The sequence below is a fragment of the Agrobacterium leguminum genome, from assembly GCF_005144435.2.
Lineage (GTDB): Bacteria > Pseudomonadota > Alphaproteobacteria > Rhizobiales > Rhizobiaceae > Agrobacterium > Agrobacterium leguminum.
In genome coordinates this window covers 1,785,763-1,808,189 of record NZ_CP120211.1, presented here as the reverse complement: position 1 = coordinate 1,808,189, position 22,427 = coordinate 1,785,763, and the positions used below count along the sequence as shown (strand labels likewise).

General features: G+C 60.8%; 20 protein-coding genes and 1 other RNA gene. 17 read left to right on the top strand and 4 right to left on the bottom strand.

The annotated features are described in order from the left end of the window. Window positions 1-175: 175 nt before the first annotated feature. From CFBP4996_RS08915 to CFBP4996_RS08905, 3 genes are all read right to left on the bottom strand, one after another. The gene (locus CFBP4996_RS08915; protein ID WP_080851371.1) at window positions 176-1,261 is read right to left on the bottom strand and encodes a lytic transglycosylase domain-containing protein; all 1,086 of its coding nucleotides are present in this window, start codon (window positions 1,259-1,261) and stop codon (window positions 176-178) included. 136 nt (window positions 1,262-1,397) lie between these two features. Beyond that, window positions 1,398-2,033 (bottom strand): LysE family translocator, encoded by a 636-nt coding sequence (locus CFBP4996_RS08910; protein ID WP_080851374.1) that lies wholly within the window; start codon window positions 2,031-2,033, stop codon window positions 1,398-1,400. 52 nt (window positions 2,034-2,085) lie between these two features. Further along, entirely contained in the window at window positions 2,086-3,297 is a 1,212-nt protein-coding gene (locus tag CFBP4996_RS08905) for a pyrophosphate--fructose-6-phosphate 1-phosphotransferase (protein ID WP_080816458.1), read from the bottom strand. A gap of 319 nt (window positions 3,298-3,616) precedes the next feature. Between CFBP4996_RS08905 and CFBP4996_RS08900 the strand changes: the two genes are divergently transcribed. From CFBP4996_RS08900 to rnpB, 6 genes are all read left to right on the top strand, one after another. Continuing rightward, a complete protein-coding gene (locus CFBP4996_RS08900) occupies window positions 3,617-4,357 on the top strand; it encodes a J domain-containing protein (protein ID WP_003522185.1) in 741 nt (246 codons plus the stop codon). After that, window positions 4,354-5,133 (top strand): N-acetylmuramoyl-L-alanine amidase, encoded by a 780-nt coding sequence (locus CFBP4996_RS08895; RefSeq protein ID WP_080851376.1) that lies wholly within the window; start codon window positions 4,354-4,356, stop codon window positions 5,131-5,133. Before CFBP4996_RS08900 ends, CFBP4996_RS08895 begins: the two co-directional genes overlap by 4 nt. A 247-nt stretch (window positions 5,134-5,380) precedes the next feature. Continuing rightward, window positions 5,381-5,920: a lytic transglycosylase domain-containing protein gene (locus tag CFBP4996_RS08890; RefSeq protein ID WP_003522187.1), complete on the top strand. Its 540-nt coding sequence runs from the start codon at window positions 5,381-5,383 to the stop codon at window positions 5,918-5,920. Between the two features lie 92 nt (window positions 5,921-6,012). After that, window positions 6,013-7,200, top strand: coding sequence for an FAD-dependent oxidoreductase (locus CFBP4996_RS08885; RefSeq protein WP_080851378.1), 1,188 nt, complete (start codon window positions 6,013-6,015; stop codon window positions 7,198-7,200). Between the two features lie 59 nt (window positions 7,201-7,259). Continuing rightward, on the top strand, window positions 7,260-8,450 hold the full coding sequence (locus CFBP4996_RS08880) for an NAD(P)/FAD-dependent oxidoreductase (RefSeq protein WP_080851380.1): 1,191 nt from the start codon (window positions 7,260-7,262) through the stop codon (window positions 8,448-8,450). Window positions 8,451-8,506: 56 nt separating this feature from the next. Beyond that, an RNA gene (gene rnpB, locus CFBP4996_RS08875) (RNase P RNA component class A) lies at window positions 8,507-8,908 on the top strand. A 78-nt stretch (window positions 8,909-8,986) separates the two neighbouring features. Here the strand turns inward: rnpB and CFBP4996_RS08870 are convergent. Then, window positions 8,987-9,418, bottom strand: a complete 432-nt coding sequence (locus CFBP4996_RS08870; RefSeq protein WP_052818019.1) for a winged helix-turn-helix transcriptional regulator — start codon at window positions 9,416-9,418, stop codon at window positions 8,987-8,989. Window positions 9,419-9,507: 89 nt separating this feature from the next. Here CFBP4996_RS08870 and CFBP4996_RS08865 point away from each other — a divergent pair, with 89 nt between their 5' ends. The 11 genes from CFBP4996_RS08865 to ftsW all read left to right on the top strand — a co-directional run bounded on the left by CFBP4996_RS08865 (window position 9,508) and on the right by ftsW (window position 22,425). Continuing rightward, window positions 9,508-10,323, top strand: coding sequence for an oxidoreductase (locus tag CFBP4996_RS08865; protein ID WP_080851382.1), 816 nt, complete (start codon window positions 9,508-9,510; stop codon window positions 10,321-10,323). A 50-nt stretch (window positions 10,324-10,373) separates the two neighbouring features. Beyond that, window positions 10,374-11,375: an NADP-dependent oxidoreductase gene (locus CFBP4996_RS08860; protein WP_080851384.1), complete on the top strand. Its 1,002-nt coding sequence runs from the start codon at window positions 10,374-10,376 to the stop codon at window positions 11,373-11,375. 617 nt (window positions 11,376-11,992) lie between these two features. Then, the gene (gene mraZ, locus CFBP4996_RS08855; RefSeq protein WP_080851386.1) at window positions 11,993-12,433 is read left to right on the top strand and encodes a division/cell wall cluster transcriptional repressor MraZ; all 441 of its coding nucleotides are present in this window, start codon (window positions 11,993-11,995) and stop codon (window positions 12,431-12,433) included. A gap of 14 nt (window positions 12,434-12,447) precedes the next feature. Further along, on the top strand, window positions 12,448-13,473 hold the full coding sequence (gene rsmH / locus CFBP4996_RS08850; RefSeq protein ID WP_003522191.1) for a 16S rRNA (cytosine(1402)-N(4))-methyltransferase RsmH: 1,026 nt from the start codon (window positions 12,448-12,450) through the stop codon (window positions 13,471-13,473). Between the two features lies 1 nt (window position 13,474). Next, window positions 13,475-14,029: a cell division protein FtsL gene (gene ftsL / locus CFBP4996_RS08845; RefSeq protein WP_020811527.1), complete on the top strand. Its 555-nt coding sequence runs from the start codon at window positions 13,475-13,477 to the stop codon at window positions 14,027-14,029. Further along, window positions 14,029-15,771, top strand: a complete 1,743-nt coding sequence (locus CFBP4996_RS08840; RefSeq protein WP_003522193.1) for a peptidoglycan D,D-transpeptidase FtsI family protein — start codon at window positions 14,029-14,031, stop codon at window positions 15,769-15,771. The genes ftsL and CFBP4996_RS08840 overlap by 1 nt, the downstream gene beginning before the upstream one ends. A gap of 57 nt (window positions 15,772-15,828) precedes the next feature. Next, window positions 15,829-17,298 (top strand): UDP-N-acetylmuramoyl-L-alanyl-D-glutamate--2,6-diaminopimelate ligase, encoded by a 1,470-nt coding sequence (locus CFBP4996_RS08835; RefSeq protein WP_035263157.1) that lies wholly within the window; start codon window positions 15,829-15,831, stop codon window positions 17,296-17,298. After that, on the top strand, window positions 17,295-18,728 hold the full coding sequence (locus CFBP4996_RS08830; protein ID WP_080851389.1) for a UDP-N-acetylmuramoylalanyl-D-glutamyl-2,6-diaminopimelate--D-alanyl-D-alanine ligase: 1,434 nt from the start codon (window positions 17,295-17,297) through the stop codon (window positions 18,726-18,728). Before CFBP4996_RS08835 ends, CFBP4996_RS08830 begins: the two co-directional genes overlap by 4 nt. Window positions 18,729-18,751: 23 nt before the next feature. Further along, a complete protein-coding gene (gene mraY, locus CFBP4996_RS08825; protein ID WP_003522196.1) occupies window positions 18,752-19,852 on the top strand; it encodes a phospho-N-acetylmuramoyl-pentapeptide-transferase in 1,101 nt (366 codons plus the stop codon). A gap of 3 nt (window positions 19,853-19,855) precedes the next feature. After that, a complete protein-coding gene (gene murD, locus CFBP4996_RS08820; protein WP_080851393.1) occupies window positions 19,856-21,265 on the top strand; it encodes a UDP-N-acetylmuramoyl-L-alanine--D-glutamate ligase in 1,410 nt (469 codons plus the stop codon). Window positions 21,266-21,270: 5 nt separating this feature from the next. Continuing rightward, on the top strand, window positions 21,271-22,425 hold the full coding sequence (gene ftsW / locus CFBP4996_RS08815) for a putative lipid II flippase FtsW (protein ID WP_003522198.1): 1,155 nt from the start codon (window positions 21,271-21,273) through the stop codon (window positions 22,423-22,425). Window positions 22,426-22,427: the final 2 nt, after the last annotated feature.

Below are 22,427 nucleotides of genomic sequence, written 5' to 3'. Positions count from 1 at the left end.
AGGCGTCTACAGCCGTGACACTACAATTTGATGACAGGGGCTGTGGGCAAAGGCGGGGAATAGGGCAGACGCTGGAAAACCGGCCTGCGCCGCCCAATCACGATGACGAAATGAAAACACCCGGCGGCTTAAGAAAAGCCGCGCGGTTGCATTCGCATAACAGAGCCGGAGGCCATCACTTGCGCAGAACGTGCAGCATGCCCTTGCGCTTGGCGTCGTAATAATAACCGCGCGCGTAAAGCCTGACCGCGTTGTCGCGGTCGTTGCCCGCCACAACCCATGCGCCGCGCAGATATTTGACGGCGTATTTGAGGTTGGTTTCGGCATCGAACAGGCCGGAGGCGGGGCCATCGAAGCCCATGGAGCGGGCCGTGGCGTGCCGGATCTGCATCAGGCCGAAATTGCCGCTGCTATAGGCACCGGGATTATACATGCTTTCGCGCCGCACCACGCGGTGAACCAGATCTTCCGGCACATCATACATGGTGGCGTATTTGGTAATAAGGCCGCTCAGCTTTTCGCGTCCGGCCGGTGCGGAATTGAGCGGCGCCGTCATCGATTCGTTCTGACGGATGGCGGTAAGCGCGGCGTTGGTCGGGCCGGCGGCATAGGCCAGAACCGTACTGTCCGGCTTCGGCAGCGGAATGACTTTGCGTTCCGCAGTCAGCTCGGTGCCGATGGAGGGCGAGCCGGGCGGCGGCGGTGCGGGCGGGAAGCTGCCCTTGACGGCAACCACCTGCGGCAGATCGGCGGCGGCATTGTGGGCAGCCGGCTTGGCCGCCATGTCAGCCGTTTCGATGGCTGCGGCCGCCGCAGTGGCGCTTGTCGGTGCGAGTGCCGTGGCCGTGGTCGGCGCAGATGTCGTCACACTCGCTTGGGCGACTTCGTTCTGCTGCGGTTGCATCTGGGCGGCGATGGCTGCGGCTGCAGCAATTTCAGAAGCCGGCGGCAGCGCCACGCGTCCGCCCTTGACGGCGACGGCGGTGGGAAGTGCTGCAGGCTGGGAAGGGGGTGCGGTTTCGGCGGTCTGCACCGTTGTTGCTGCTACCGGGGTCGCGCCCGCTGCTGCTTCGGCCGTTGCCGGCTGCGCGGATGTTTGCGCTGGAGTGGTCGCGGGATTGACTGTTGCGATCTTCGGGCCGTTCGGCCCTTCCTTTGCGGTATATTCGACGCTGGTGCATGCGCTCAATGCCAGTGCCAGACCCACGGTGGAAGACAGAAGAAGTGCACTTCTTCCGCGGAATTTTCCCGAATTTCGCATGTTGCCGCCTTCGTTATGCCTGTCTTTCGATACCCCCGCGTCGAGCGAAGCAGGCAGTGTCCCGTCGAGCCTTCATTAACCTATTGTAAGGATAGCGGCAAGCCGGGACGTTTCTCCCCGGCTTTCGGGCGGTTTTTCAGGCCGCGATGCGCCTGTATCCGGCGCTGACGGCGCGGCCGGAAATGAAGTGGGTGCGGTATTTCGGCCGGATTTTTTTATCGCCCGACATGCGGCGCACCATCGCCAGAGTAGGCCCGGCAAACAGCGCCTGCGCGGTCAGAATCACCAGCGCCAGAAGCAGGATGGCGGCCTGCGCCACGGCGAGCGTTTCAATTGCATTGCCGGAGGCGGACACGAATTGCGGCAGCAACGCCAGAAAGAAAGCGAAGTAGCGCGGGCGCAGGGCGGCAATCGCGTAACAATCGCGGAAAATGCCGCTCCAGGATTTGCCCGGCAGGTTGTCATTATCGGCATTGGCCGCCTGTGCGGCAGGCGTGGCGAAGGTCCACAGGAGGAACAGCATCAGCCAGCCGATGCCGGCCCATTGCACGATTTCCACGAAGGATTGCGGCAGCCAGGCGAGACCGGCCACCGGAATGGCGGAAATCGTCATGGCCGTGACGATGCCGAGCGCGCCGCCGATGACGGAGGCGAAGACCGTCTTTTTGCCGCGAATGGCGGCATAGGAGGCGACAGAGAATACAAGGGGAGAGGGGAGTGCGAACACAACGGCACATGCTGCACAAAAAATCAGCCAGGCCTGTCCAGACATTCTCTTCCTCCTTGCCCTCCCTGTCGCCGTATTATTTTAGCCTATCGTAAAATCAGGCCGCTGTGAACGGCTGACCGACGTGTTCCATCACTTCGGTAAACCATTTTGCAGAGAGGTCGAAATGCTTTCCGCCCTTGATACGCGGAAACTCGATGGTCCGCAATTTGCCATTCTGGTCTTCGTCATGGCCGGTGACGCCGGAGACCTTGTTGAGCGCGCTTTCGACGGCGAGATCGACCATGCCCTGAATGAGGCGCAGGTCGTCGCCATTGGCGGCGGCGGAGCGGGCGAAATAGCCAGATTTCTGCACCATGGAGCGTTCCGCACCGATGAGGCTGGCGAACTGCTTCTGGAACCAGCCGCCGACATTGATGGTGTCGATCTTCACATGGCCGAAAGCGTCGCGCTTGACGGCTTCACCGGAGGCTTCGCGTTCGGCGACGATGGAATCGAGGCCCGCACCTTCGGAAACGAACAGCGTGACATAACCGTTCCTGTCCATGATTTCCTTCAGGCGCTCGGCTTCCGCCTCGATGTCGAAGGCCATTTCCGGCAGGTAGATGCCGTCGATATTCTTCATCTGTGTGTTCATCATCAGGCCTTCGACATAGTCGTTGCCGCTGGTCTTCTGGATATAGGCGCGGGCGGTGGCGGCTGTCAGCCAGCCGCAATGGCGGCCCATGACTTCGTGGATGACGAAGGTTTTCGGTGCTGCGCTCTGTTCGTTGCTGACATTGTCGAAGAAGGAGGCGCCGACTTCGGCGGCCGTCCAGGCGCCGAGCGACTGCTTGATCGGCACAACGTCGTTATCCACCGTCTTCGGCAGGCCGACAACGGTGAGGTTGTAGCCGTTGGCGCCGAGATAGGCGGCAAGGTCCGCAGCCGTCGTGTTGGTGTCGTCACCGCCGATGGTATGGAGAATGGTGATGCCGTCAGCCGCCAGCCGGTCAGCCGCAACGCGCAGCGGATTGTCGCCTTCCTTGACCAGGCCGCGCTTGGCGCAATCGGCTGCGTTGGTGAGCTTGACGCGGCTGTTGCCGATCGGCGAGCCGCCGTAACGGTGCAGCAGATGCGCCTTTTCCCGCATATCCCTGGTGATCTCGATACGGTCACCCAGAAGTACGCCCTGATAACCGGAGCGATAGGCCACGATGTCGATATCAGGCGCAATGTCGCTATAACGCTCGATCAGGCCGCCCACGGCCGAAGAGAGACAGGGCGCAAGGCCACCCGCGGTCAGCATTGCGACTTTCTGTTTGGCCATCATGGCTCTCCTTTTCACATATACCCAAAGACATGTCTGGCAAATGGATGCGACAGCCGCGTGTAGGTGTAAAGTGAATTTATAAAGAAAAACGCCGATTTCTCGCGGTTTTTCAGCGGCTTGAGCAAAGTGGCGGAATATAATCGTTTCAATCGGCATAGCCGGTGGCCGGCTCCCCGTCGTCTGTGGAAAACCATGGCCCCATCGTCTGCGGCTCTCTTGTTCCTGAAGCAAAACTGTCGCAAAGATGAATAAAAGTTAATGCCGCCGGTCCGCTGGACATATTGCATTCGCGGCAATATCCCGTCATGCTTGTCGCATGATGTTCGATTTCGCCTGTCTGCAAATTTCATCCCTGTGGGAACGTCTGCTCGGCGCAATCGGCGACGCGGCAGGCGGTGCGCTTGGGCGCGTGGTGGAAGCCATCCGCACCCTTTTCGAGGGCGATCCGGAGACGCGCCGCAAGGTTTCCTTTTCCGTGGCCATCATCGCGCTTTCCGCCAAGATGGCGAAGGCCGACGGTGTCGTCAACGATGCCGAAGTGCGCGCCTTCCGGCAAATCTTCGATTTTCCGGAAGAAGAAGCCAAGAACGTTGCCCGTCTTTATAATCTCGCCCGTCAGGACGTTGCCGGTTACGAGGCCTATGCGGAGCGGCTTGCCGGTCTGTGCGGTTCCGGGCACGCCAATTGCGAGATGCTGGAAAGCGTCATCGACGGCCTGTTCCACATCGCCAAGGCCGATGGGCTGATCCATGAGCGGGAACTGGCCTTCCTCGGCCGGATCGCGGAAATCTTCCGTATCACCGAAGATCACTTCGAAACGATCATGGCGCGGCATGTCCATATGGACGGGCGCGACCCCTATCGCGTGCTCGGCGTTTCGCCTTCCGACGATTTTTCCGATATTCGCCGGCGTTATCGTTCGCTGGTTGCCGAACACCATCCTGACAAGCTCATTGCACGCGGCGTTCCCATGGAATTGCATGCGGCCGCGAATGAGCGTATGGCGGCTCTCAACGCCGCCTATGCGGCCATCGAGAAAGAACGCCGCGTCGCATGAGTGAATGTCTGCCGGATTTTACCCCGGATTTCGGGGGCGCAGCCGTTGCGCCTTCGCCTAACCATGGCGAAAGGCTGGGTGTGGCTGGCCCCGATATTATCCTGCTGCATTATACCGGCATGACGACGGCCGACGGCGCGCTGTCGTGGCTCTGCAATCCGGAAAGTCAGGTCTCCAGCCATTATTTCGTCTTCGAAGACGGGCGCGTCATTCAGATGGTTCCTGAAACCCGCCGTGCCTGGCACGCGGGCAAAAGCATCTGGGCGGGGGATGAGGACATCAATTCCCGCTCCATCGGCATCGAGATCGCCAATCAGGGCCATCCCGGCGGCCTGCCGGAATTTCCGAAGAAACAGGTGCAAGCCGTCATCGAATTGTGTCGCGATTGCGGCCAGCGCTGGTCTATCGTCCCGGAAAGGGTGCTGGCGCACTCGGATGTCGCGCCGATCCGCAAGGTCGATCCGGGTGAAAAATTCCCGTGGGACATCCTGTCGCAGCACGGTGTCGGCCATTGGGTGGAGCCTGCGCCGATCCGTGGCGGCCGCTTTTTCCAGCGCGGCGATCATGGCCAACCGGTCGAAGCGCTGCAGTCGATGCTGTCCATCTATGGTTATGGCGTTGAAATTACAGGCGCTTATTGCGAGAAAACCGAAGGCGCCGTGGCTGCCTTCCAGCGGCATTTCCGTCCCGCTCTGGTGGATGGCATCGCGGATTTCTCCACCATCGACACGTTGCATCGGCTTATCTCCAGCCTGCCGAGATTTTCGGCCGCCTGAACGCGAATTCTGGAAAATCGTTCCCGATTTTCTTGCCGTTCAAGTCGCTTTTTTTACCGTGCCACAGTTAATCCGCATTGAGGAAGTTTAAGAACGTCACTGCATGCGGTGTCGTTCTTTAGGGGAACCTGCCGTCAATATCAATCAAGGAGACCGGACAGCGGAAGGTCGTGATCGACTTTCCGGGCGCAGATTATTTGTGTCGCTTCATTGTTTCTGTCATCCGATCTGGAGACTTTTTCTGCATATGAACAGGGTTGTTGTTGCTGTCGTGGCGGGCGTTGTTATGCTCGCTTCGCAGGCGGGGATCGCTTTTGCCAAAGACGAGGACGTCAAGACCAAAACCGTGACGCTGGAGACCTTCTTCCGCAAGCCCGGTTATCCCATTCCCGAAAAGAGCCTGCCATCCTCGCTCAGGAACGACTATTCCGATCTGATCGTCAAATATGCCAAGCGTTACGGCGTTCCCACCAATCTGGCGCATGCCGTGGTTTCGGTGGAAAGCAAGTTCAATCCGAAAGCCCGCGGCAGCGCAGGTGAGGTCGGGCTGATGCAGATCAAGCCGGCGACGGCGCGGATGATGGGCTATCGCGGCACGACCAAGGCGCTCTACGATCCCGAGACCAATATTCGCTGGGGCATGCAATATCTGGCGACGGCGCATCAGCTTGGCGGCGGCCAGGTGTGCAGCACGATCCTGCGTTACAATGCAGGCCATGGCGCCACCCGGATGAACCCGGTCTCCAAGCGCTATTGCGGCAAGGTGCAGGCGCTGCTGGCCGGCTGAGGCCGCCATCGATCATCTGCGGAATTGCGAAAAGCGATTCCGGTTCAGCCCGGCATGCTGTAGTCAGAAGCAAGTCTGATACGGAGCATGACATGCCGGATTTCAAATATATCGTCGTCGGGGCCGGAATGATGGGAGCGGCTGCGGCGCGGCATCTCTCAGTGCATACGGATGGCGTGGCGCTGATCGGCCCGGACGAACCCACCGATCGCAAGACTCATCAGGGTGTGTTTTCCAGCCATTACGACGAAGCGCGCATTACCCGCGGTTTTGATGGCGATGCGGTCTGGGCTGAACTCGCGCAGCGCTCCATCCGCCGTTATGCGGAGATCGAGGCCAAAAGCGGCATCCGCTTTTTCACGGAAGCGGGCTGCCTGTTTACCGGAAACGGTAAGGGGCTTGGGGGGGACTATGTCTCGCGCGCGCTTGCCTCGGCCGACCGTCTCGGTCTCGGTGTAAAGACACTCGGCGCTGATGCGCTGGCTGGCCGGTTTCCGATGTTCTCCCTGCCGGCCGATCACAGCGGTTATTTCGAGGCGCAATATGCCGGCCACGTCAATCCGCGCGCCTTGGTGAAGGCGCAATGCACGATTGCCGTTGCGCAGGGCGCGCGGCTTGTGCGCCAGACGGCAGCGCATATTCGCGATACTTCCCATGGCGTCGAGGTTTCGACTCGGGAAGGGGCGGTTCATACGGCTGAAAAGGTTATCGTAGCGGCCGGCGGTTTCACCAACATGGCCGAGCTTCTGCCTTCTCCGGTCGATATGGCGGCCACGGGCCGCACCATCGTCTTTTTTGAGCTGGATGAGGCGCGGCAGGCGCTGTTCGGTGCGATGCCCTCCACCATCGTACTGGCGGAGACCGAGGACGACATCGTCTATATCCTGCCGCCGGTGCGTTATCCCGATGGCAAGGTCTATCTGAAGATCGGCGGCGAGAGCGAAAAGGGCAGGCTTGAAACGCTCACCGACGCGATTGACTGGTTCCATTCGGACGGCACGCCGGGTGAGGTGGAGTTTTTGAAAAAACGGGCGCTCTCCTTGATGCCGGAGCTTGCGGGCTGCCCGGTCACCTCAGGCTCCTGTGTCGCCTCCATTACCCGCAGCGGCTATCCCTATATTGGCTATACGCAATCCTCCAATATCGCGGTTCTGACCGGCGGCAATTTCGTCTCCGCCAAGTCTTCGGACGAAATCGGCCGGCTGGGCGCCATGCTGCTTTTGAACGGTCAGTTGACCGAGGATGAATTCGCCGCCGAAATGTCGCCGGTTTTCGTCTGACATTCAGGGGCGAAGCAGCTACAAGGTTGCGACGGAAATGAGCGGGTGAAGAGGGCGGCATGTCGGGACATTTCAGATACATCGTTGTGGGTCGCGGCATGATGGGGGCCGCTGCCGCCCGCCATCTGGCTGAAACGGTGGATGGCGTCGCGCTGATCGGCCCCGGCGAACCTGCCGACATCAAATCGCATCAGGGAGTCTTTGCCAGCCACTATGACGAGGCGCGGATTACCCGCACCATCGACGGCGATGCCGACTGGGCGCTGCTCGCCAACCGCTCGATAGCGCGTTACGCCGATATCGCCGCCAGAAGCGGCGTTGAATTTTATGCACCGGTCGGCTGCCTGATGGTGGGGCCTGAACGGGGCGGCGATAATCCTTTTGTCGACGATGTCCGCAAGGCGGCGGCGCGGCTCGGCGTGTCCACGGAACTGCTGGACGGGGAAGGCCTCGAAAGCCGCTTTCCCTATTTCTCCTTCGAGCCGGGTTGCGAGGGCGTGTTCGAAAGGGACAATGCCGGATACGTCAATCCGCGTGGGCTGGTGAAGGCGCAGGCCATTTTGGCGGAAATGGCGGGCGTTACGCTTGTCGACGATATCGTCGTCTCGACGCGCGAAGAGGATGGTCGCGCACGGGTGGAGACTGCCTCGGGCGCGGCTTATACCGCAGACCGGGTGCTGGTGGCGGCCGGCGGCTTCTCGATCACGAAAGATCTGCTGCCGCAGCCGGTGGCGCTCGATGTCTATGCACGCACCGTCGCTTTCTTCGAGGTAGATGAGGGCGATCTGGATCAATATGCGGAGATGCCGTCGCTGATCTATGAGCCGCGCGACACGACGAAACATATCTATCTTCTGCCGCCGGTGCGCTATCCGGATGGCAAATTCTATCTGAAGATCGGCGGCGATCCCGACGACAAGAGGCTCGGCAGCGACCCGGAAATCCGGGAATGGTTCCGCTCCGGCGGACGCGAAAGCGTGCGTGATCATCTCTCTGAGATCGTCGGATCGCTGGTGCCTTCCATTGATCTCTCGCGTGTCTCGATGGCCGCCTGCGTCGTCTCCAAAACGCAAAGCGGTTATCCGGCCATCGGCTTCACCGCCTCGCCGAAGATTGCGGTTCTGACCGGCGGCAATGGTACGGCGGCCAAGAGTTCCGATGAGATCGGACGGCTCGGTGCTGTGCTGCTGCGGGACGGAGAAATCGCCGATGGCGCCTTTTCGACGGATTTCAAGCCGGTATTTCTTTGATCCTTGCCTGCGCTTTTCGGTGGCTTTCGCCTCGGAACATGGTTATGCAGCCCATGCCAGTTGGCCGGGCAGCCGCGCTTTACCAATGTCGAAAGACGGTAAGGTGAGGAAAGTCCGGGCTCCACGGAAATACGGTGCCGGATAACGTCCGGCGGGGGCGACCCCAGGGAAAGTGCCACAGAGAGCAAACCGCCATGCATCGCATGGTAAGGGTGAAAGGGTGGGGTAAGAGCCCACCGCGCTTCTGGTAACAGCGGCGGCAAGGTAAACCCCACCGGGAGCAAGACCGAATAGGGATGACACGGGATGGGCGAAAGCCCGTTCACAGCCGGTTTCCAGGCCCGTCATCCGGGTGGGTTGCGCGAGGCGGCATGCAAATGCCGTCCCAGATGAATGGCTGCCACGTTCCGGGTCAAACCGGGGCCATACAGAACCCGGCTTACAGGCCAACTGGCGAATTTTCCTGCCTGTGTGCGATGCTCCGCTGCTAATCTGGAGCATTCGCGGTGACGGTGATCACTTTCTGCGGCGCGTGCTCATTCGGGTTTCGCGATACGAATGGGACGGGTTCCGACTGGAGCGCCTGTCACGCGGTCTATGGTGACGGGATCGATTTCCGTTCCGGTCTCAGCGTCGAAAAAACGGGTTACCTCACCGCCGCCGCGATGTTTGTTTCCCCATGCGCCTATTGCAAAGAGGACCGGCAGAAAATCGCGGCCGGCTTCCGTCAACATATATTCGTAGCGTGGCGGACGATCGGAATAACGGCGTTTCACCAGTAGTCCCTCTTCGGTCAGCGATGAAAGCCGCGCTGTGAGCATCGTCGGCGCGATGCCGAGGCTCTTGCGAAAATCATCGAAGCGGGTGAGGCCCGCATGGGCATCGCGCATGATCAGCATGCTCCAGGCGTCGCCGACAAGGGCGAGGCTGCGGGCGATGAGGCAGGGCTGGTCCGAGAGATTTTTCATGTCGATATCTTTTTAGTAGTGACTTTGTATCGATTTGATAGTAACGCAATGCTCATTGTTGTTCCATAGCAAAATGAAAGTGGACGCAGATGAGCAAGACAGAACGCGGCATTGCCCTGGTGACGGGTGCATCCTCCGGCATCGGGCTGGTGACGGCGCAGGCGCTCCGGCGCGACGGTTACCGTGTGTTCGGCACCAGCCGAAAGCCGATGCCCGACATCGAGGATGGGATCACGATGCTGATCTGCGACGTTACCGACGATGCGTCCGTGCGGCGCGTGGTGGACGAGGTTTTGAGCCGCGCAGGAAGGATCGATCTTCTGGTCAACAATGCCGGGATCGGTTTGCTGGGCGGGGCGGAAGAATCGACGGCGGAGCAGGCGAAGGCCGTATTCGACGTCAACGTGTTCGGCGTGATGCGCGTGACAAATGCGGTTCTGCCCGTCATGAGACGGCAGCGTCGCGGCCGTATCGTCAACCTCAGTTCCATACTCGGGCTGATCCCAGCCCCCTATAATGCGCTTTACGCATCGACCAAGCACGCCATTGAAGGCTATTCGGAATCTCTTGATCATGAAGTGCGAACGCAGGGCATCCGCATCGTGCTTGTCGAGCCGGGTGTGACCCGCACCTCCTTCGAAGAAAACATCACACGGCCAGACCGGCCGCTTGCCCTCTACGATACGGTTCGGGCGGACGCCGAGAAACTGATGCGTGACGTCATCGAAAAGGGCGATGCCCCGGAGGTGGTCGCAAAAGTTGTCGTAGAGGCCGCCAATACGGCATCGCCCAAACGACGCTATACTGCCGGAAAAGCTGCGGGGCAGGCCCGCTTCATCCGCCGCTTCCTGCCAGAGTCCTTCGTCGACAGGAGCTTTCGGAAATTCAGCAGGCTTCCCGATTGAGCTTTTATTGCCGGTGCCGTGTGCCAGCCACAGAAACGAAAGTTAGTCCGATGAAATCATTTCTGATCGATCGCTACAAGAAAGGCGGCGCATTGCGGCTCGGCGAGATCCCCGACCCGGGGTTGCGCGCAAACGACGTTCTGGTCGAAATCCGCGCCGCCAGCGTCAACCTTCTGGACAACAAGATCAGGGACGGAGAGTTCAAGCTCATCCTGCCGTACCGCCTTCCGCTGGTGCTGGGCAACGATGTGGCGGGTGTCGTGGTCCGCGTCGGTGCCAATGTCCGCAAATTCAAGCCCGGTGACGAGGTCTATGCCCGACCGGACCAGGCACGTATCGGGACATTTGCCGAGTACATCGCCATCGATGAGGCCGATGTGGCGATGAAGCCGGACAATCTGACCATGGAAGAGGCCGCATCCATACCGCTTGTCGCCCTGACGGCATGGCAGGTGCTTGTCGAGCGGGCCAATGTGCAGAAGGGACAGAAGGTGCTGATCCATGCCGGTTCGGGCGGCGTAGGCACTATCGCGATCCAGCTTGCCAAACATCTCGGGGCATATGTGGCCACGACCACGAGTACAGGCAACATGGATCTGGTAAGAAGTCTCGGTGCGGACGTCGTGGTCGACTACAAGAAGGAAGACTTCGCTGAAGTGTTGCGGGGCTATGACGTCGTGCTGAACAGCCTCGGAAAAGACACGCTGGAAAAATCCATCGCAGTGCTGAAACCGGGCGGGAAACTGATTTCGATTTCCGGGCCGCCCGATCCGGATTTCGCCCGGCAAAATGGCTTCGGCTGGCTGCTTCGTCAGGTCATGCGCCTGCTCAGTTTCGACATCAGGAGGAAATCGAAACGCCGGGGGATCGGTTATTCTTTCCTATTCATGACCGCGAATGGCGGGCAACTCGAAAAGATTACCGCTCTGATCGAGGCGGATCACATACGTCCGGTGATGGATCGGATATTCCCGTTCGAAAAGACCAATGAGGCATTGGACTACATCCAGACCGGTCGTGCGAAGGGCAAGGTTGTCATCGCGGTGAAATAATGTTTGCGGTCCATAGGGCCGAAAGCAATTTCCAGTTCAATTGCCGGGCGAATATGGGGCCGATCCTCGACGTGTCGGGCGGCCCCGTACGCCGTCACGCTTTTAGCTGGAATGCTCCCGATGAAAAACGACATCGTACTGCCGTCACCTGTGGCGCGGAGCGCCATCGTGCGCCGCCTTCCGTGCATTGTGGCTGAGACCATGGGCTGGATGAAGAGGCGCATTCGCCCCAACCGCGATCAAAAGCGGTGCGGCTGAAATCATTTCCTTGTTTCAAAACAGAAAAACGGCGGTTTCACCGCGCCTTTGTGTGCCGTGAAAAAGCGTCTTTGCGGCTGAAGTAAACCATTCGTTAAACTTAACGGCTTATGAATTTCCGATGCGAAGTCGGTATCGTGCCGGCTTCTCCCATTGACGCCCATAGTGTCCCATGATATCCCAAATGCACACCACATTGGGTCGTGTTTTTGACCCGCAATCGCTGAAACGAGTGAGGAGCCTGCGAGGGGCTGCTGCAGGGCACGTCGCCCTGGCGCTTGGCGATGTGTCGTGCGTACCGGTGTCGTCTGTGAAGTGGATGGTTCGCTTTGCGGAATGCGGTTTTGGCGAGTTGAGTAATGGACCGCTTTTTATCGAACGTGACGAACAGGATCGACGCCAAGGGGCGCGTTTCGGTTCCGTCTCCGTTTCGTTCGGTGCTGGTCAGGCGCGGCATTCAGGAGCTTTATTGTCTTCAGGATTTCGCCTTTCCGGCCATCAGTGTCGGCGGTCCGGATTTGCTGGAACGCTACGAGCGGCAGATTGCGTCGATGGATGCCTTCTCGCCCGAGGCGAACGCGATGTCGCTGCTGGTTCACGGCGGCGGCGTTTTCATGAAGCTCGACCAGGAAGGTCGATTGATGGTGACGGATTTCGTGCGGGAATTTACCGGCATATCCACCGAGGTCACCTTCGTCGGACGGGCGGATCATTTTCAGCTTTGGCAACCGAATGCGTTTTTGGCGGCGCAGGCGGAAGCAAGAGCGGGGCGCGGTTTTTCGGCTGCTTGCCCCGCCTAGGACGGGGACACGGAATGGCGGCGAATTCTGGCGGACGATCTTCTGATGCCGATGGCGGACCTCAGCGTCACATCCCGGTCCTGCTTCGCGAAGTCATTGCCGCGCTGGAGCCATCATCCGGCAAGATCATTCTCGACGGCACGTTCGGCGCCGGTGGCTACACCCAGGCCATTCTCGATCAGGGCGCTGACGTCATCGCGCTCGACCGCGATCCGACCGCGATCGCCGGCGGCCAGGCGATGGTTGCCGCCAATGGCGGCCGGTTGAGCCTCATCCAGTCGCAATTCTCCGATCTCGCGAAGCATGCCCCGCAAGGCGGGCTCGATGGCGTCGTGCTGGATATCGGCGTTTCCTCCATGCAGATCGACGAGGCCGAGCGCGGTTTTTCCTTCCAGAAAAACGGTCCCCTCGACATGCGCATGTCGGGTTCCGGCGTTTCGGCGGCCGATGTTGTCAATCGTGCGAAGGTCAGCGATCTGATCCGCATCTTCGGTTTTCTCGGTGAAGAAAAGCAGCCGGGCCGCATCGCCCGCGCCATCGAGAAGAAGAGGGCGGAAGAGCCGTTCCGCACCACCCGCGATCTGGCAGGCCTCATCGAAATCGTCACGCCGCGTAAAGCCAAAGACAAGATTCATCCCGCAACGCGGGTGTTTCAGGCGCTGCGTGTCTTCGTCAATGACGAGCTGGGCGAGCTGGCGCAGGCGCTTTTTGCCGCCGAGCAGGTTTTGAAACCCGGCGGCCGGCTGGTCGTCGTCACCTTCCATTCGCTGGAAGACCGTATCGTCAAGAAATTTTTCTCGGACCGTTCGGGCAAGGCCGCCGGTTCCCGGCACCTGCCGATGGTGGAGGACAAGCCCGCCATTTTCGATAACATCGGAAAGCCGATGATCGCCGCCAGCGATGAGGAGGCGGAACTCAATCCGCGTGCCCGATCCGCCAAACTGCGGGCCGGTCTGCGCACGACCGCACCGGCGCGCGCGGCGGATTATTCGATCTTCGAGCTTCCCGATCTCGCCAGCCTTGAAAAGATGGGAGGCTGATATGCTGCGCACTTTCGATGTCATCTTGATGGGTGTGATGGTCGCCGCGGCCGTCGTCACCTATTCGATCAAGCACAAGGCCGACCTGAAGCTTGAGGAGGTCCGCAAGCTGGAGGCCGAAATCAAGCTTGAGAAGGATACGATCGATCTTTTGAGGGCCGACTGGGCGCTCTTGACGCAGCCGAACCGTCTGCACCGGCTCGTGAATGCCTATCAGGACGAGCTTGGCCTTTCGCCGACGCTGCCGACGCAACTGGCGCAACCGCGCGAGCTGCCGATGCTGCGCTCGCAACTGCCGCAGCCGCCCGAGCCGGAAGGCATGAGCGTCGAGGATGTCATTGCCGCCGCCGTCAACGGTTCCAAGCCGGGTGCGACGCTTGGCGCGGCCACCAAAAAGAAATCACCGCCGGCTGGCCAGATTGCCGTCAACGGCACTCCGGTTCCGACACCCCGGGCGCGTGTTTCCCGTCCCACAGCGGCTCCGGCCGTCTCCGCCGTCGCGGGCGATGAAACCGACGACATGGATGACACGATAACAGGATCGGTGAACCGCTGATGTCTTTTCTCTCCCGCGTCATGGTTTTGAAGAGCAAGGCTCATTTTTCCGCCAGCACCACCGGCGTCTACACCGATCATGCGGCCTTTGAAGGCGCGCGCAAGAAGCGCGCCGCCCAGGCGAAAAGCCGCGTCGGCCTGATCATTTTCGGTTTCGTGGCCTTTTACGCCGTCGTTGGCGGGCGTCTCGTGCAATATGGCATGGCGGAGCAGGAAACGGTGTCGAGCATCGCACCCGCCGACCGCTTGATGGCGTCGCGCCCCGATCTTCTCGACCGCAATGGCGAGGTTCTGGCCACCGATATTCGCACCGTCTCGCTTTTCGCCGAGCCGCACCGCATCGTCGATATCGATGAGGCTATCGAGAAGCTGCGGACGGTTCTGCCGGATCTCGACCAGCGCAGCACCTATCAGAAGCTTTCCTCCAATTCGCGCTTCCAGTGGTTGCGCCGCCAGTTGACGCCGAAGCAGCAGAGCCAGATTCTGGCGCTCGGCATTCCAGGCGTTGGCTTCCGCCCGGAAAAGCGCCGCTTTTATCCCGGCGGGCCGACCGCCGCGCATGTCGTCGGTCACGTCAATATCGACAATCGCGGCGTTGCCGGCATGGAACGTTACGTCGACAGCCAGGGCCTTGCCGATCTGACGGCGCTCGGCATGACCAGCGACCAGCCGCTGGAGCCGGTTAAGCTTTCCATCGATTTGCGCGTGCAGTCCATTGTCCGCGAAGTCGTGACCTCGGCCATCACCAAGTTCCAGGCGATCGGCGCCGGCGCGGTGGTTCTGGACGTGCATACCGGCGAAGTCCTCGCCATGGCCTCCGTGCCGGATTACGATCCGAACAACCCGGCCGAAGGCGCCAAGGAAGGCTGGCTCAACCGCATGTCGAACGGCACGTTCGAAATGGGTTCCACCTTCAAGTCCTTCACGATTGCGATGGGTCTCGATTCGGGCCGCGTCCGTCTCGGCGATACCTTCGATGCGCGTTATCCGATCCGCATCGGCGGTTTCACCATCAAGGACTTCCACGGCAAGGGCCGGATGCTTTCGGTGCCGGAAATCTTCCAGTATTCCTCCAACATCGGTACGGCGAAGATTGCCGACACGGTGGGAACGGAAGGCCACAAGGAATTCCTCACCCGGCTTGGCCTTTTGACCCGCATGCAGACCGAACTGCCGGAAGTGGCGCTGCCGTCGCAGCCGCGCGAATGGAAGAAGATCAACTCGATTACCATTTCCTTCGGCCACGGCGTTTCCACGACACCGCTGCAGACGGCGGTTGCCGGCGCCGCACTGGTCAATGGCGGCAAACTGATCGAGCCGACTTTCCTGCCGCGCACCCGCGAACAGGCCGATCAGGTGGCAAAGCAGGTTCTGAAACCGGGCGCCAGCAAGGACATGCGTTTCCTGTTCGAATGGAACGGGGTCAACGGTTCGGGCCGCAACGCGCGCGTTGATGGCTTCAACGTCGGCGGCAAGACCGGCACGGCCGACAAGGTCGTCAACGGACGTTACGTGCACGACAAGAACTTCAACGCCTTCCTCTCGGCCTTTCCAATGGACGATCCGCAATATGTCGTGCTGTCCTTCATCGACGAGCCGAAGACGGACAAGGGCAATGGTGCGGCACTCGCCGGCACATCCGCAGCGCCGATGGTGCGCGATATCATCACCCGTACGGCGGCCGTGCTGGGCGTGAAGCCGAAGTTCGGCAAGGATGGCTCGGCCTTGCTCGTGTCTTATTGATTGTTAGCTTATGATGTTCCGGCGATTCGCGCCGGGGGGACAAGACGGACACAGTCGATGAATTTGCGAGATATATCCGGAAATGCGTTTCCGGAATTGAAAGAATTGCTCCTGTCTGAGATCGGGGCGATCGAAATCGGGGGGATCACCGCAGACAGCCGCAAGGCTGCGCCCGGCAGCCTGTTCGTGGCGGTTGCGGGCACCAGGGCGGATGGCGCCGCCTATGTGAAGGACGCGGTTGCCAAGGGCGCGGTCGCTGTCGTTTCCGGACACGCGCTGGATGCCGATGTGCCGGTGCTTTCGGTCACCGATCCACGCCTTTATCTCTCCCTTGCCGCTTCCCGTTTTTACGGAAAACAGCCGGAAACCATGGTCGCCGTCACCGGCACTGCGGGAAAGACGTCCGTTGCATCCTTCGTGCGGCAGATCTGGGCTTTCGCCGGCCATGCCGCAGCGCAGATCGGCACGACAGGTGTGATTGCACCCGGCCGCGAGGATTACGGCGCGCTCACCACGCCCGATCCGGTGACGCTGCATGCGCTTCTGGCCGAACTTGCCGCCGAAGGCGTGACGCATGCGGCGATGGAGGCGTCCAGCCATGGTCTCGACCAGCGCCGTCTCGATGGAGTGAGGCTGGCAGCCGCCGGTTTCACCAATCTCGGCCGCGACCACATGGATTATCATCCGACCGTCGAGGACTATATGGCCGCGAAGATGCGGCTCTTCGATACGCTGATGGAAAAGGGCGCTCCCGCCGTGATCTTCGCCGACGATCCATGGTCGCAACAGGCGATCCGCGCGGCGCGCGAAGCCGGTCTCGATGTGCGCACGGTCGGTCGCAAGGGCGAATATCTGGCCCTGAAGCGTGTCGAGCACTTCCGTCACAAGCAGATGATCGAAGTGCATCATGACGGCGAGATTTATGAAGTCGACATCCCCTTGGCGGGTGATTTTCAGGTTGCGAACGCTCTTGTCGCAGCCGGTCTTGCGATGTCCACCGGCGTTCCCGCAGCAACCGCGCTGAAGGCGCTTGAAAAGCTGATCGGCGCCGCCGGTCGTCTGGAACTCGTAGGTCAGACGAAGAACGGCGCGCTTGCCTATGTGGATTATGCCCACAAGCCGGATGCGCTGGAAAATGTGCTCACCTCGGTCCGGCCCTTCACCTCGGGCCGCATCATCACCGTCTTCGGCTGCGGCGGCGACCGCGACAAGGGCAAGCGCCCGATCATGGGCGAGGTTGCGACGCGGCTTTCCGACATCGTCATCGTCACCGACGACAATCCGCGTTCGGAAGATGCTGCAACGATCCGTTCCGAAGTCATGGCGGCAGCGCCCGGCGCATTGGAAATCGGCGACAGGGCGGACGCTATCCGCCATGCGGTGTCGCTGCTTTCGCATGGCGATACGCTGATCGTCGCAGGCAAGGGGCATGAAGAGGGGCAGATCGTCGGTTCGGTAACGCTGCCGTTTTCCGATCATGAACAGGTGCGCGCTGCACTGGCAGGGCTGGAAGGATCGAAGATTTGAGCTGGTTATGGACAGTCGCCGACATGATCGCCATCACGGCAGGACGCCCCGTGGGCAATCTGCCGACCGGAATCACCGGCATTTCCATCGACAGCCGGACGGTCAAGCCGGGCGAAGCGTTCTTCGCCATCAAGGGCGACCGGGTGGACGGTCATGATTACACCAGCTTCGCCGTTGCGAACGGGGCGGGACTTCTGGTCGTTGCCGAAGCCAAGCTGCCGGCGCTCGGCCGCCTGACCGTGCCGATGATCGTCGTGGAAGACGTGCTTGCCGCACTCGGCAAGCTCGCCATCGCCGCGCGTGAAAGAACGTCGGCGCGCATCATTGCGGTGACCGGTTCGGTCGGCAAGACCACGACCAAGGAAATGCTGCGGCAGGCGCTCGCCCCTTCAGGCCGGGTGCATGCGGCGGTGGCTTCCTTCAACAACCATTGGGGCGTGCCGCTGACGCTGGCGCGCATGCCTGCCGACACGGAATTCGGTGTGTTCGAAATCGGCATGAACCATTCCGGTGAAATCCGGCCGCTGGTGAAGCTGGTGCGCCCGCATGTAGCGATCATCACGACCATTGCGCCGGCCCATCTCGGCAATTTCAAGAACATTGAAGAGATCGCCGCCGCCAAGGCGGAGATTTTCGAGGGTCTGGAGGAGGGCGGTTCCGTCATCCTCAACCGCGATAACGCCCAGTTCGAACAGCTTGAAGAAGCGGCGCAGGAACAGGGCATCGAACATATCCTCACCTTCGGGCAGCATGCCAAGGCGGATTTCCGTCTCGCGGATTTCGAGAGCACGACGACGGGCTCGACGATCTGGGCGATCCTGAACGGCGAAACCAGCGAATTGCACATCAATATTCCCGGCCGGCACATTGCCGATAACGCCATGGCCGTGCTGGGCGCCGTTGCCGTCACCGGCGCCAATCTCGACCGCGCCTTCGAGGCGCTGGGAACGCTCGAGGCGGTAAAGGGGCGCGGCCAGCGCCATCGGCTGGCAATCAACGGCGGCACCTTCCTGCTGATCGATGAAAGCTATAACGCCAACCCCGCTTCCATGCGCGCGGCGATTGCCGTGCTGGCGGAAACGGAAACGCAGGGTCACGGGCGGCGCGTCGCCGTTCTCGGCGACATGCTGGAGATGGGCGAGTTTTCCGCGCAATTGCACGAAGAGTTGGCGGGCCCACTGCTCGCCGCCGGTATTGAGCATGTCTGGTTGGCGGGTGAGGCGATGGCGGCGCTGCGCGATGCGCTGCCTGATAGTGTGACCGTCATCTGGTTCCCGACGACGGCGGAACTGACCGATTTCGCCCTGCAATGGGTGCAACCGGGAGACGCGCTGATGGTAAAATCGTCACTTGGCCTCGGTTTCGGCAAGATTGTCGCCGCCCTGCTTGACAAGTATCCGGCATTCCCCGAGACGGAACGCCAAGTCTGAAATAGCCTTTTGAAAGGGCAATTATGCTGATCTGGCTCGTCGAACTGTCGGATAAAATTCAAATCTTCAACCTGTTCCGGTACATCACTTTCCGGGCGGGCGCTGCGATGTTCACCTCTGCGTTGATCGTCTTCCTGTTCGGACCGGCGATCATCAATTCGCTGCGCGTGCGCCAGGGCAAGGGCCAGCCCATCCGCGCCGATGGGCCGCAGACGCATTTCAAGAAGGCCGGCACGCCGACCATGGGCGGGCTGATGATCCTTGCCGGCATTCTCGGCGGTTCGCTGCTCTGGGGCGATCTTTCGAATGTCTATGTCGTCGCCGTTTTGATGGTGACGCTCGGTTTCGGAGCCATCGGCTTCTATGACGATTACCTGAAGGTGACGAAGCAGAGCGACAAGGGTTTTTCCGGCAAGGCCCGTCTCGGCATCGAATTCCTGATCGCGGCGATTGCCGTGTTCTTCATGATGAAGATGGCGCTCGCTTCCGCCCCGCATGGCGGCACGCTCGGCAGTTCCATCGCCTTTCCCTTCTTCAAGGAATTCGTGATCAATCTCGGCTACTTCTTCGTGCTGTTCGGTGCTTTTGTCATCGTCGGTGCGGGCAATGCCGTGAACCTGACGGATGGCCTCGACGGGCTTGCCATCGTGCCGGTCATGATCGCGGCCGCCACCTTTGGCGTGATCGCCTATCTCGCCGGTAACGCGGTTTTCGCCAATTACCTGCAGATCAACTTCGTGCCCGGCACGGGTGAACTCGCCGTCATTGTCGGCGCGGTCATCGGCGCGGGCCTCGGCTTCCTTTGGTTCAACGCGCCGCCCGCCGCCATCTTCATGGGCGATACGGGTTCGCTGGCGCTCGGCGGCCTGATCGGCTCCATCGCTGTCGCGACCAAGCACGAGATCGTTATGGTCATCGTCGGCGGTCTCTTCGTCATGGAAACCCTGTCGGTCATCATCCAGGTCTTCTGGTTCAAGCGCACCGGCAGGCGCGTCTTCCTGATGGCGCCGATCCACCACCATTTCGAGAAAAAGGGCTGGACGGAAAGCCAGGTGGTGATCCGTTTCTGGATCATCTCCGTTGGCCTCGCGCTGCTCGGCCTCGCCACCCTGAAGCTGAGGTGAGCGATGATCCCGGTCACGTCGTTCAAAGGTAAGAAGGTCGCGCTTTTCGGGCTTGGTGGTTCGGGCCTCGTCACCGCCCGCGCACTGGTCGCGGGTGGGGCGGATGTCGTTGCTTTCGACGACAATCCCGACAGCGTCGCGAAGGCCGAGGCCGAAGGCATCAAGACGGCGGATCTCCGGACGATTGACTGGCCGAACTTCTCTTCCTTCGTTCTGGCGCCCGGCGTGCCGCTGACGCATCCGAAACCGCATTGGTCGGTCGACCTTGCGAAAGCTGCGGGCGTCGAGATCATCGGCGATATCGAGCTTTTCATCCGCGAGCGCCGTGCGCACGCGCCGGATTGCCCTTTCATCGCGATTACCGGCACCAACGGCAAGTCCACGACGACGGCGCTGATCGCGCATATTCTCAAGGCGTCCGGCCGCGATACGCAGCTCGGCGGCAATATCGGAACGGCGGTACTGAGCCTCGATCCGCCGAAGGCGCAGCGCTTCTATGTTGTCGAGTGCTCGTCCTACCAGATCGATCTCGCACCGACGATCAATCCGACCGCCGGCATTCTGCTCAATCTGACGCCTGATCATCTCGACCGTCACGGCACGATGCAGCACTATGCCGATGTCAAGGAGCGGCTGGTGGCAGGTAGCGGCACGGCAATTGTCGGTGTGGATGACAGCCATTCGACGCTGATCGCCGACCGTATCGAACGCGCCGGTGTCAAGGTGGAGCGCATTTCCAAGCGCAATGTCGTTTCCGAAGGTCTTCATGCCGAAGGCAGCCGCATCCTGCGGGCGCATGGCGGCACTTCCGCGCTGCTGGTTGATCTCGACGGTATCCAGACCCTGCGCGGCAGCCACAATGCGCAGAATGCTGCGGCGGCAATCGCCGCCTGCCTTGCCGTCGGGGTTTCCGAAGAGGAAGTTCGCGCAGGCCTGAAGTCTTTTCCCGGCCTCAAGCATCGTATGCAGCCGGTCGGCCGACGTGGCAATGTCACCTTCGTCAACGACAGCAAGGCCACCAATGCCGATGCTGCGGCACCGGCGCTTTCAAGTTTCGACCGTATCTACTGGATCGCCGGCGGTCTGCCCAAGGCAGGCGGCATCACCAGCCTTTCGCCGCTTTTCCCGCGCATCGCCAAGGCGTATCTGATCGGCGAGGCGGCGGCCGAATTTGCCGCGACGCTTGGCGAGGCCGTGCCTTACGAAATATCCGGCACGCTGGACAAGGCCGTGCAACATGCGGCGGCGGATGCGGAAAAAGATGCGACGGCTGGCAATATCGTGATGTTATCCCCGGCTTGCGCAAGCTTCGATCAATATAAGAACTTTGAGATCAGAGGCGATTCGTTCGTCACGCAGGTCGCGGCGCTCGATGGCATGACGATGCTGGTTGACTCTGGAAAAGGGGGCTGAAGGCCATGGTAAGCCGAGTTGATCGCGGTCCGGTCGCAGAGTGGTTCTGGACCATCGACCGTTTCTTTCTGGCGGCGTTCATCGCGCTGATGGGCATCGGCCTGATGCTGTCCTTTGCGGCCTCGCCGGCGGTTGCCGAGCGCATCGGCCTCAACAGTTTCTTCTTCGTCGAGCGTCAGGCGATGTTCATGGTGCCCTCGCTGGCGATCATGGTCGGCCTGTCCTTCCTGTCGCCGCGTCAGGTGCGCCGCGTCGCGGTCATCATGCTCATCGCTTCGCTGCTGATGATGATCTTCGCGCTGTTCTTCGGCATCGAGGTCAAGGGTGCGCGGCGCTGGATTTCCATCGGCACCTTCTCGATCCAGCCATCGGAATTCATGAAGCCGGCCTTCGTCATCGTCTGCGCCTGGCTGTTTGCCGAACGGGCGCGCCATCCGGAAATTCCGGGCAATCTCTTCGCCATCATCACCTTCGGCATCGTGGCGGCGCTCCTGATAGCCCAGCCGGACTTCGGCCAGACGATCCTGACGTCGGTGGTCTGGGGCGGCATGTTCTTCATGGCTGGCGTGCCGTGGTTCTGGATCATCATGCTCGGCGGCGTCGGCGTCGGCGGCATCATCTCCGCCTATCTGATGCTGCCGCACGTGGCCGGTCGTATCGACCGTTTCTGGACCGGCGAAGGCGATACGTTCCAGGTGGACACGGCGCGTGAGGCTATCATTCGCGGCGACTGGTTCGGGCGCGGACCGGGCGAGGGCATCGTCAAGCGCATCATTCCCGACAGCCATACCGACTTCATCTTCTCGGTGGCGGCGGAAGAATTCGGCATCGTCTTCTGCATGTTCCTCGTCGCGATCTTCGCCTTCATCGTGCTGCGCGGCCTCTCGCATGCCTTCAAGGAAAAGGACGATTTCTGCCGCTTCGCCGTGGCCGGCCTCGTTTTGCAGATCGGCATGCAGTCGATGATCAATATCGGCGTCAATCTGGAACTGATGCCCGCCAAGGGCATGACGCTGCCGCTGATTTCCTATGGCGGTTCGTCAATGATGGCGATCTGCGTGACCGCCGGCTTCCTTCTGGCGCTGACACGCCACAGACCCGAAAAGCGGGCGCAGGAGCGGAGTTTCTTCCGCGTCGGTTCCGGCGTTCCCGCGGAGTAAAC

What these genes read in the sequence shown, in the direction of transcription:
- CFBP4996_RS08915 (WP_080851371.1), bottom strand. Translation starts at nt 1,261, where the DNA reads ATGCGAAATTCGGGAAAATTCCGCGGAAGAAGTGCACTTCTTCTGTCT.
- CFBP4996_RS08910 (WP_080851374.1), bottom strand. Translation starts at nt 2,033, where the DNA reads ATGTCTGGACAGGCCTGGCTGATTTTTTGTGCAGCATGTGCCGTTGTG.
- CFBP4996_RS08905 (WP_080816458.1), bottom strand. Translation starts at nt 3,297, where the DNA reads ATGGCCAAACAGAAAGTCGCAATGCTGACCGCGGGTGGCCTTGCGCCC.
- CFBP4996_RS08900 (WP_003522185.1), top strand. Translation starts at nt 3,617, where the DNA reads ATGATGTTCGATTTCGCCTGTCTGCAAATTTCATCCCTGTGGGAACGT.
- CFBP4996_RS08895 (WP_080851376.1), top strand. Translation starts at nt 4,354, where the DNA reads ATGAGTGAATGTCTGCCGGATTTTACCCCGGATTTCGGGGGCGCAGCC.
- CFBP4996_RS08890 (WP_003522187.1), top strand. Translation starts at nt 5,381, where the DNA reads ATGAACAGGGTTGTTGTTGCTGTCGTGGCGGGCGTTGTTATGCTCGCT.
- CFBP4996_RS08885 (WP_080851378.1), top strand. Translation starts at nt 6,013, where the DNA reads ATGCCGGATTTCAAATATATCGTCGTCGGGGCCGGAATGATGGGAGCG.
- CFBP4996_RS08880 (WP_080851380.1), top strand. Translation starts at nt 7,260, where the DNA reads ATGTCGGGACATTTCAGATACATCGTTGTGGGTCGCGGCATGATGGGG.
- CFBP4996_RS08870 (WP_052818019.1), bottom strand. Translation starts at nt 9,418, where the DNA reads ATGAAAAATCTCTCGGACCAGCCCTGCCTCATCGCCCGCAGCCTCGCC.
- CFBP4996_RS08865 (WP_080851382.1), top strand. Translation starts at nt 9,508, where the DNA reads ATGAGCAAGACAGAACGCGGCATTGCCCTGGTGACGGGTGCATCCTCC.
- CFBP4996_RS08860 (WP_080851384.1), top strand. Translation starts at nt 10,374, where the DNA reads ATGAAATCATTTCTGATCGATCGCTACAAGAAAGGCGGCGCATTGCGG.
- mraZ (WP_080851386.1), top strand. Translation starts at nt 11,993, where the DNA reads ATGGACCGCTTTTTATCGAACGTGACGAACAGGATCGACGCCAAGGGG.
- rsmH (WP_003522191.1), top strand. Translation starts at nt 12,448, where the DNA reads ATGGCGGCGAATTCTGGCGGACGATCTTCTGATGCCGATGGCGGACCT.
- ftsL (WP_020811527.1), top strand. Translation starts at nt 13,475, where the DNA reads ATGCTGCGCACTTTCGATGTCATCTTGATGGGTGTGATGGTCGCCGCG.
- CFBP4996_RS08840 (WP_003522193.1), top strand. Translation starts at nt 14,029, where the DNA reads ATGTCTTTTCTCTCCCGCGTCATGGTTTTGAAGAGCAAGGCTCATTTT.
- CFBP4996_RS08835 (WP_035263157.1), top strand. Translation starts at nt 15,829, where the DNA reads ATGAATTTGCGAGATATATCCGGAAATGCGTTTCCGGAATTGAAAGAA.
- mraY (WP_003522196.1), top strand. Translation starts at nt 18,752, where the DNA reads ATGCTGATCTGGCTCGTCGAACTGTCGGATAAAATTCAAATCTTCAAC.
- murD (WP_080851393.1), top strand. Translation starts at nt 19,856, where the DNA reads ATGATCCCGGTCACGTCGTTCAAAGGTAAGAAGGTCGCGCTTTTCGGG.
- ftsW (WP_003522198.1), top strand. Translation starts at nt 21,271, where the DNA reads ATGGTAAGCCGAGTTGATCGCGGTCCGGTCGCAGAGTGGTTCTGGACC.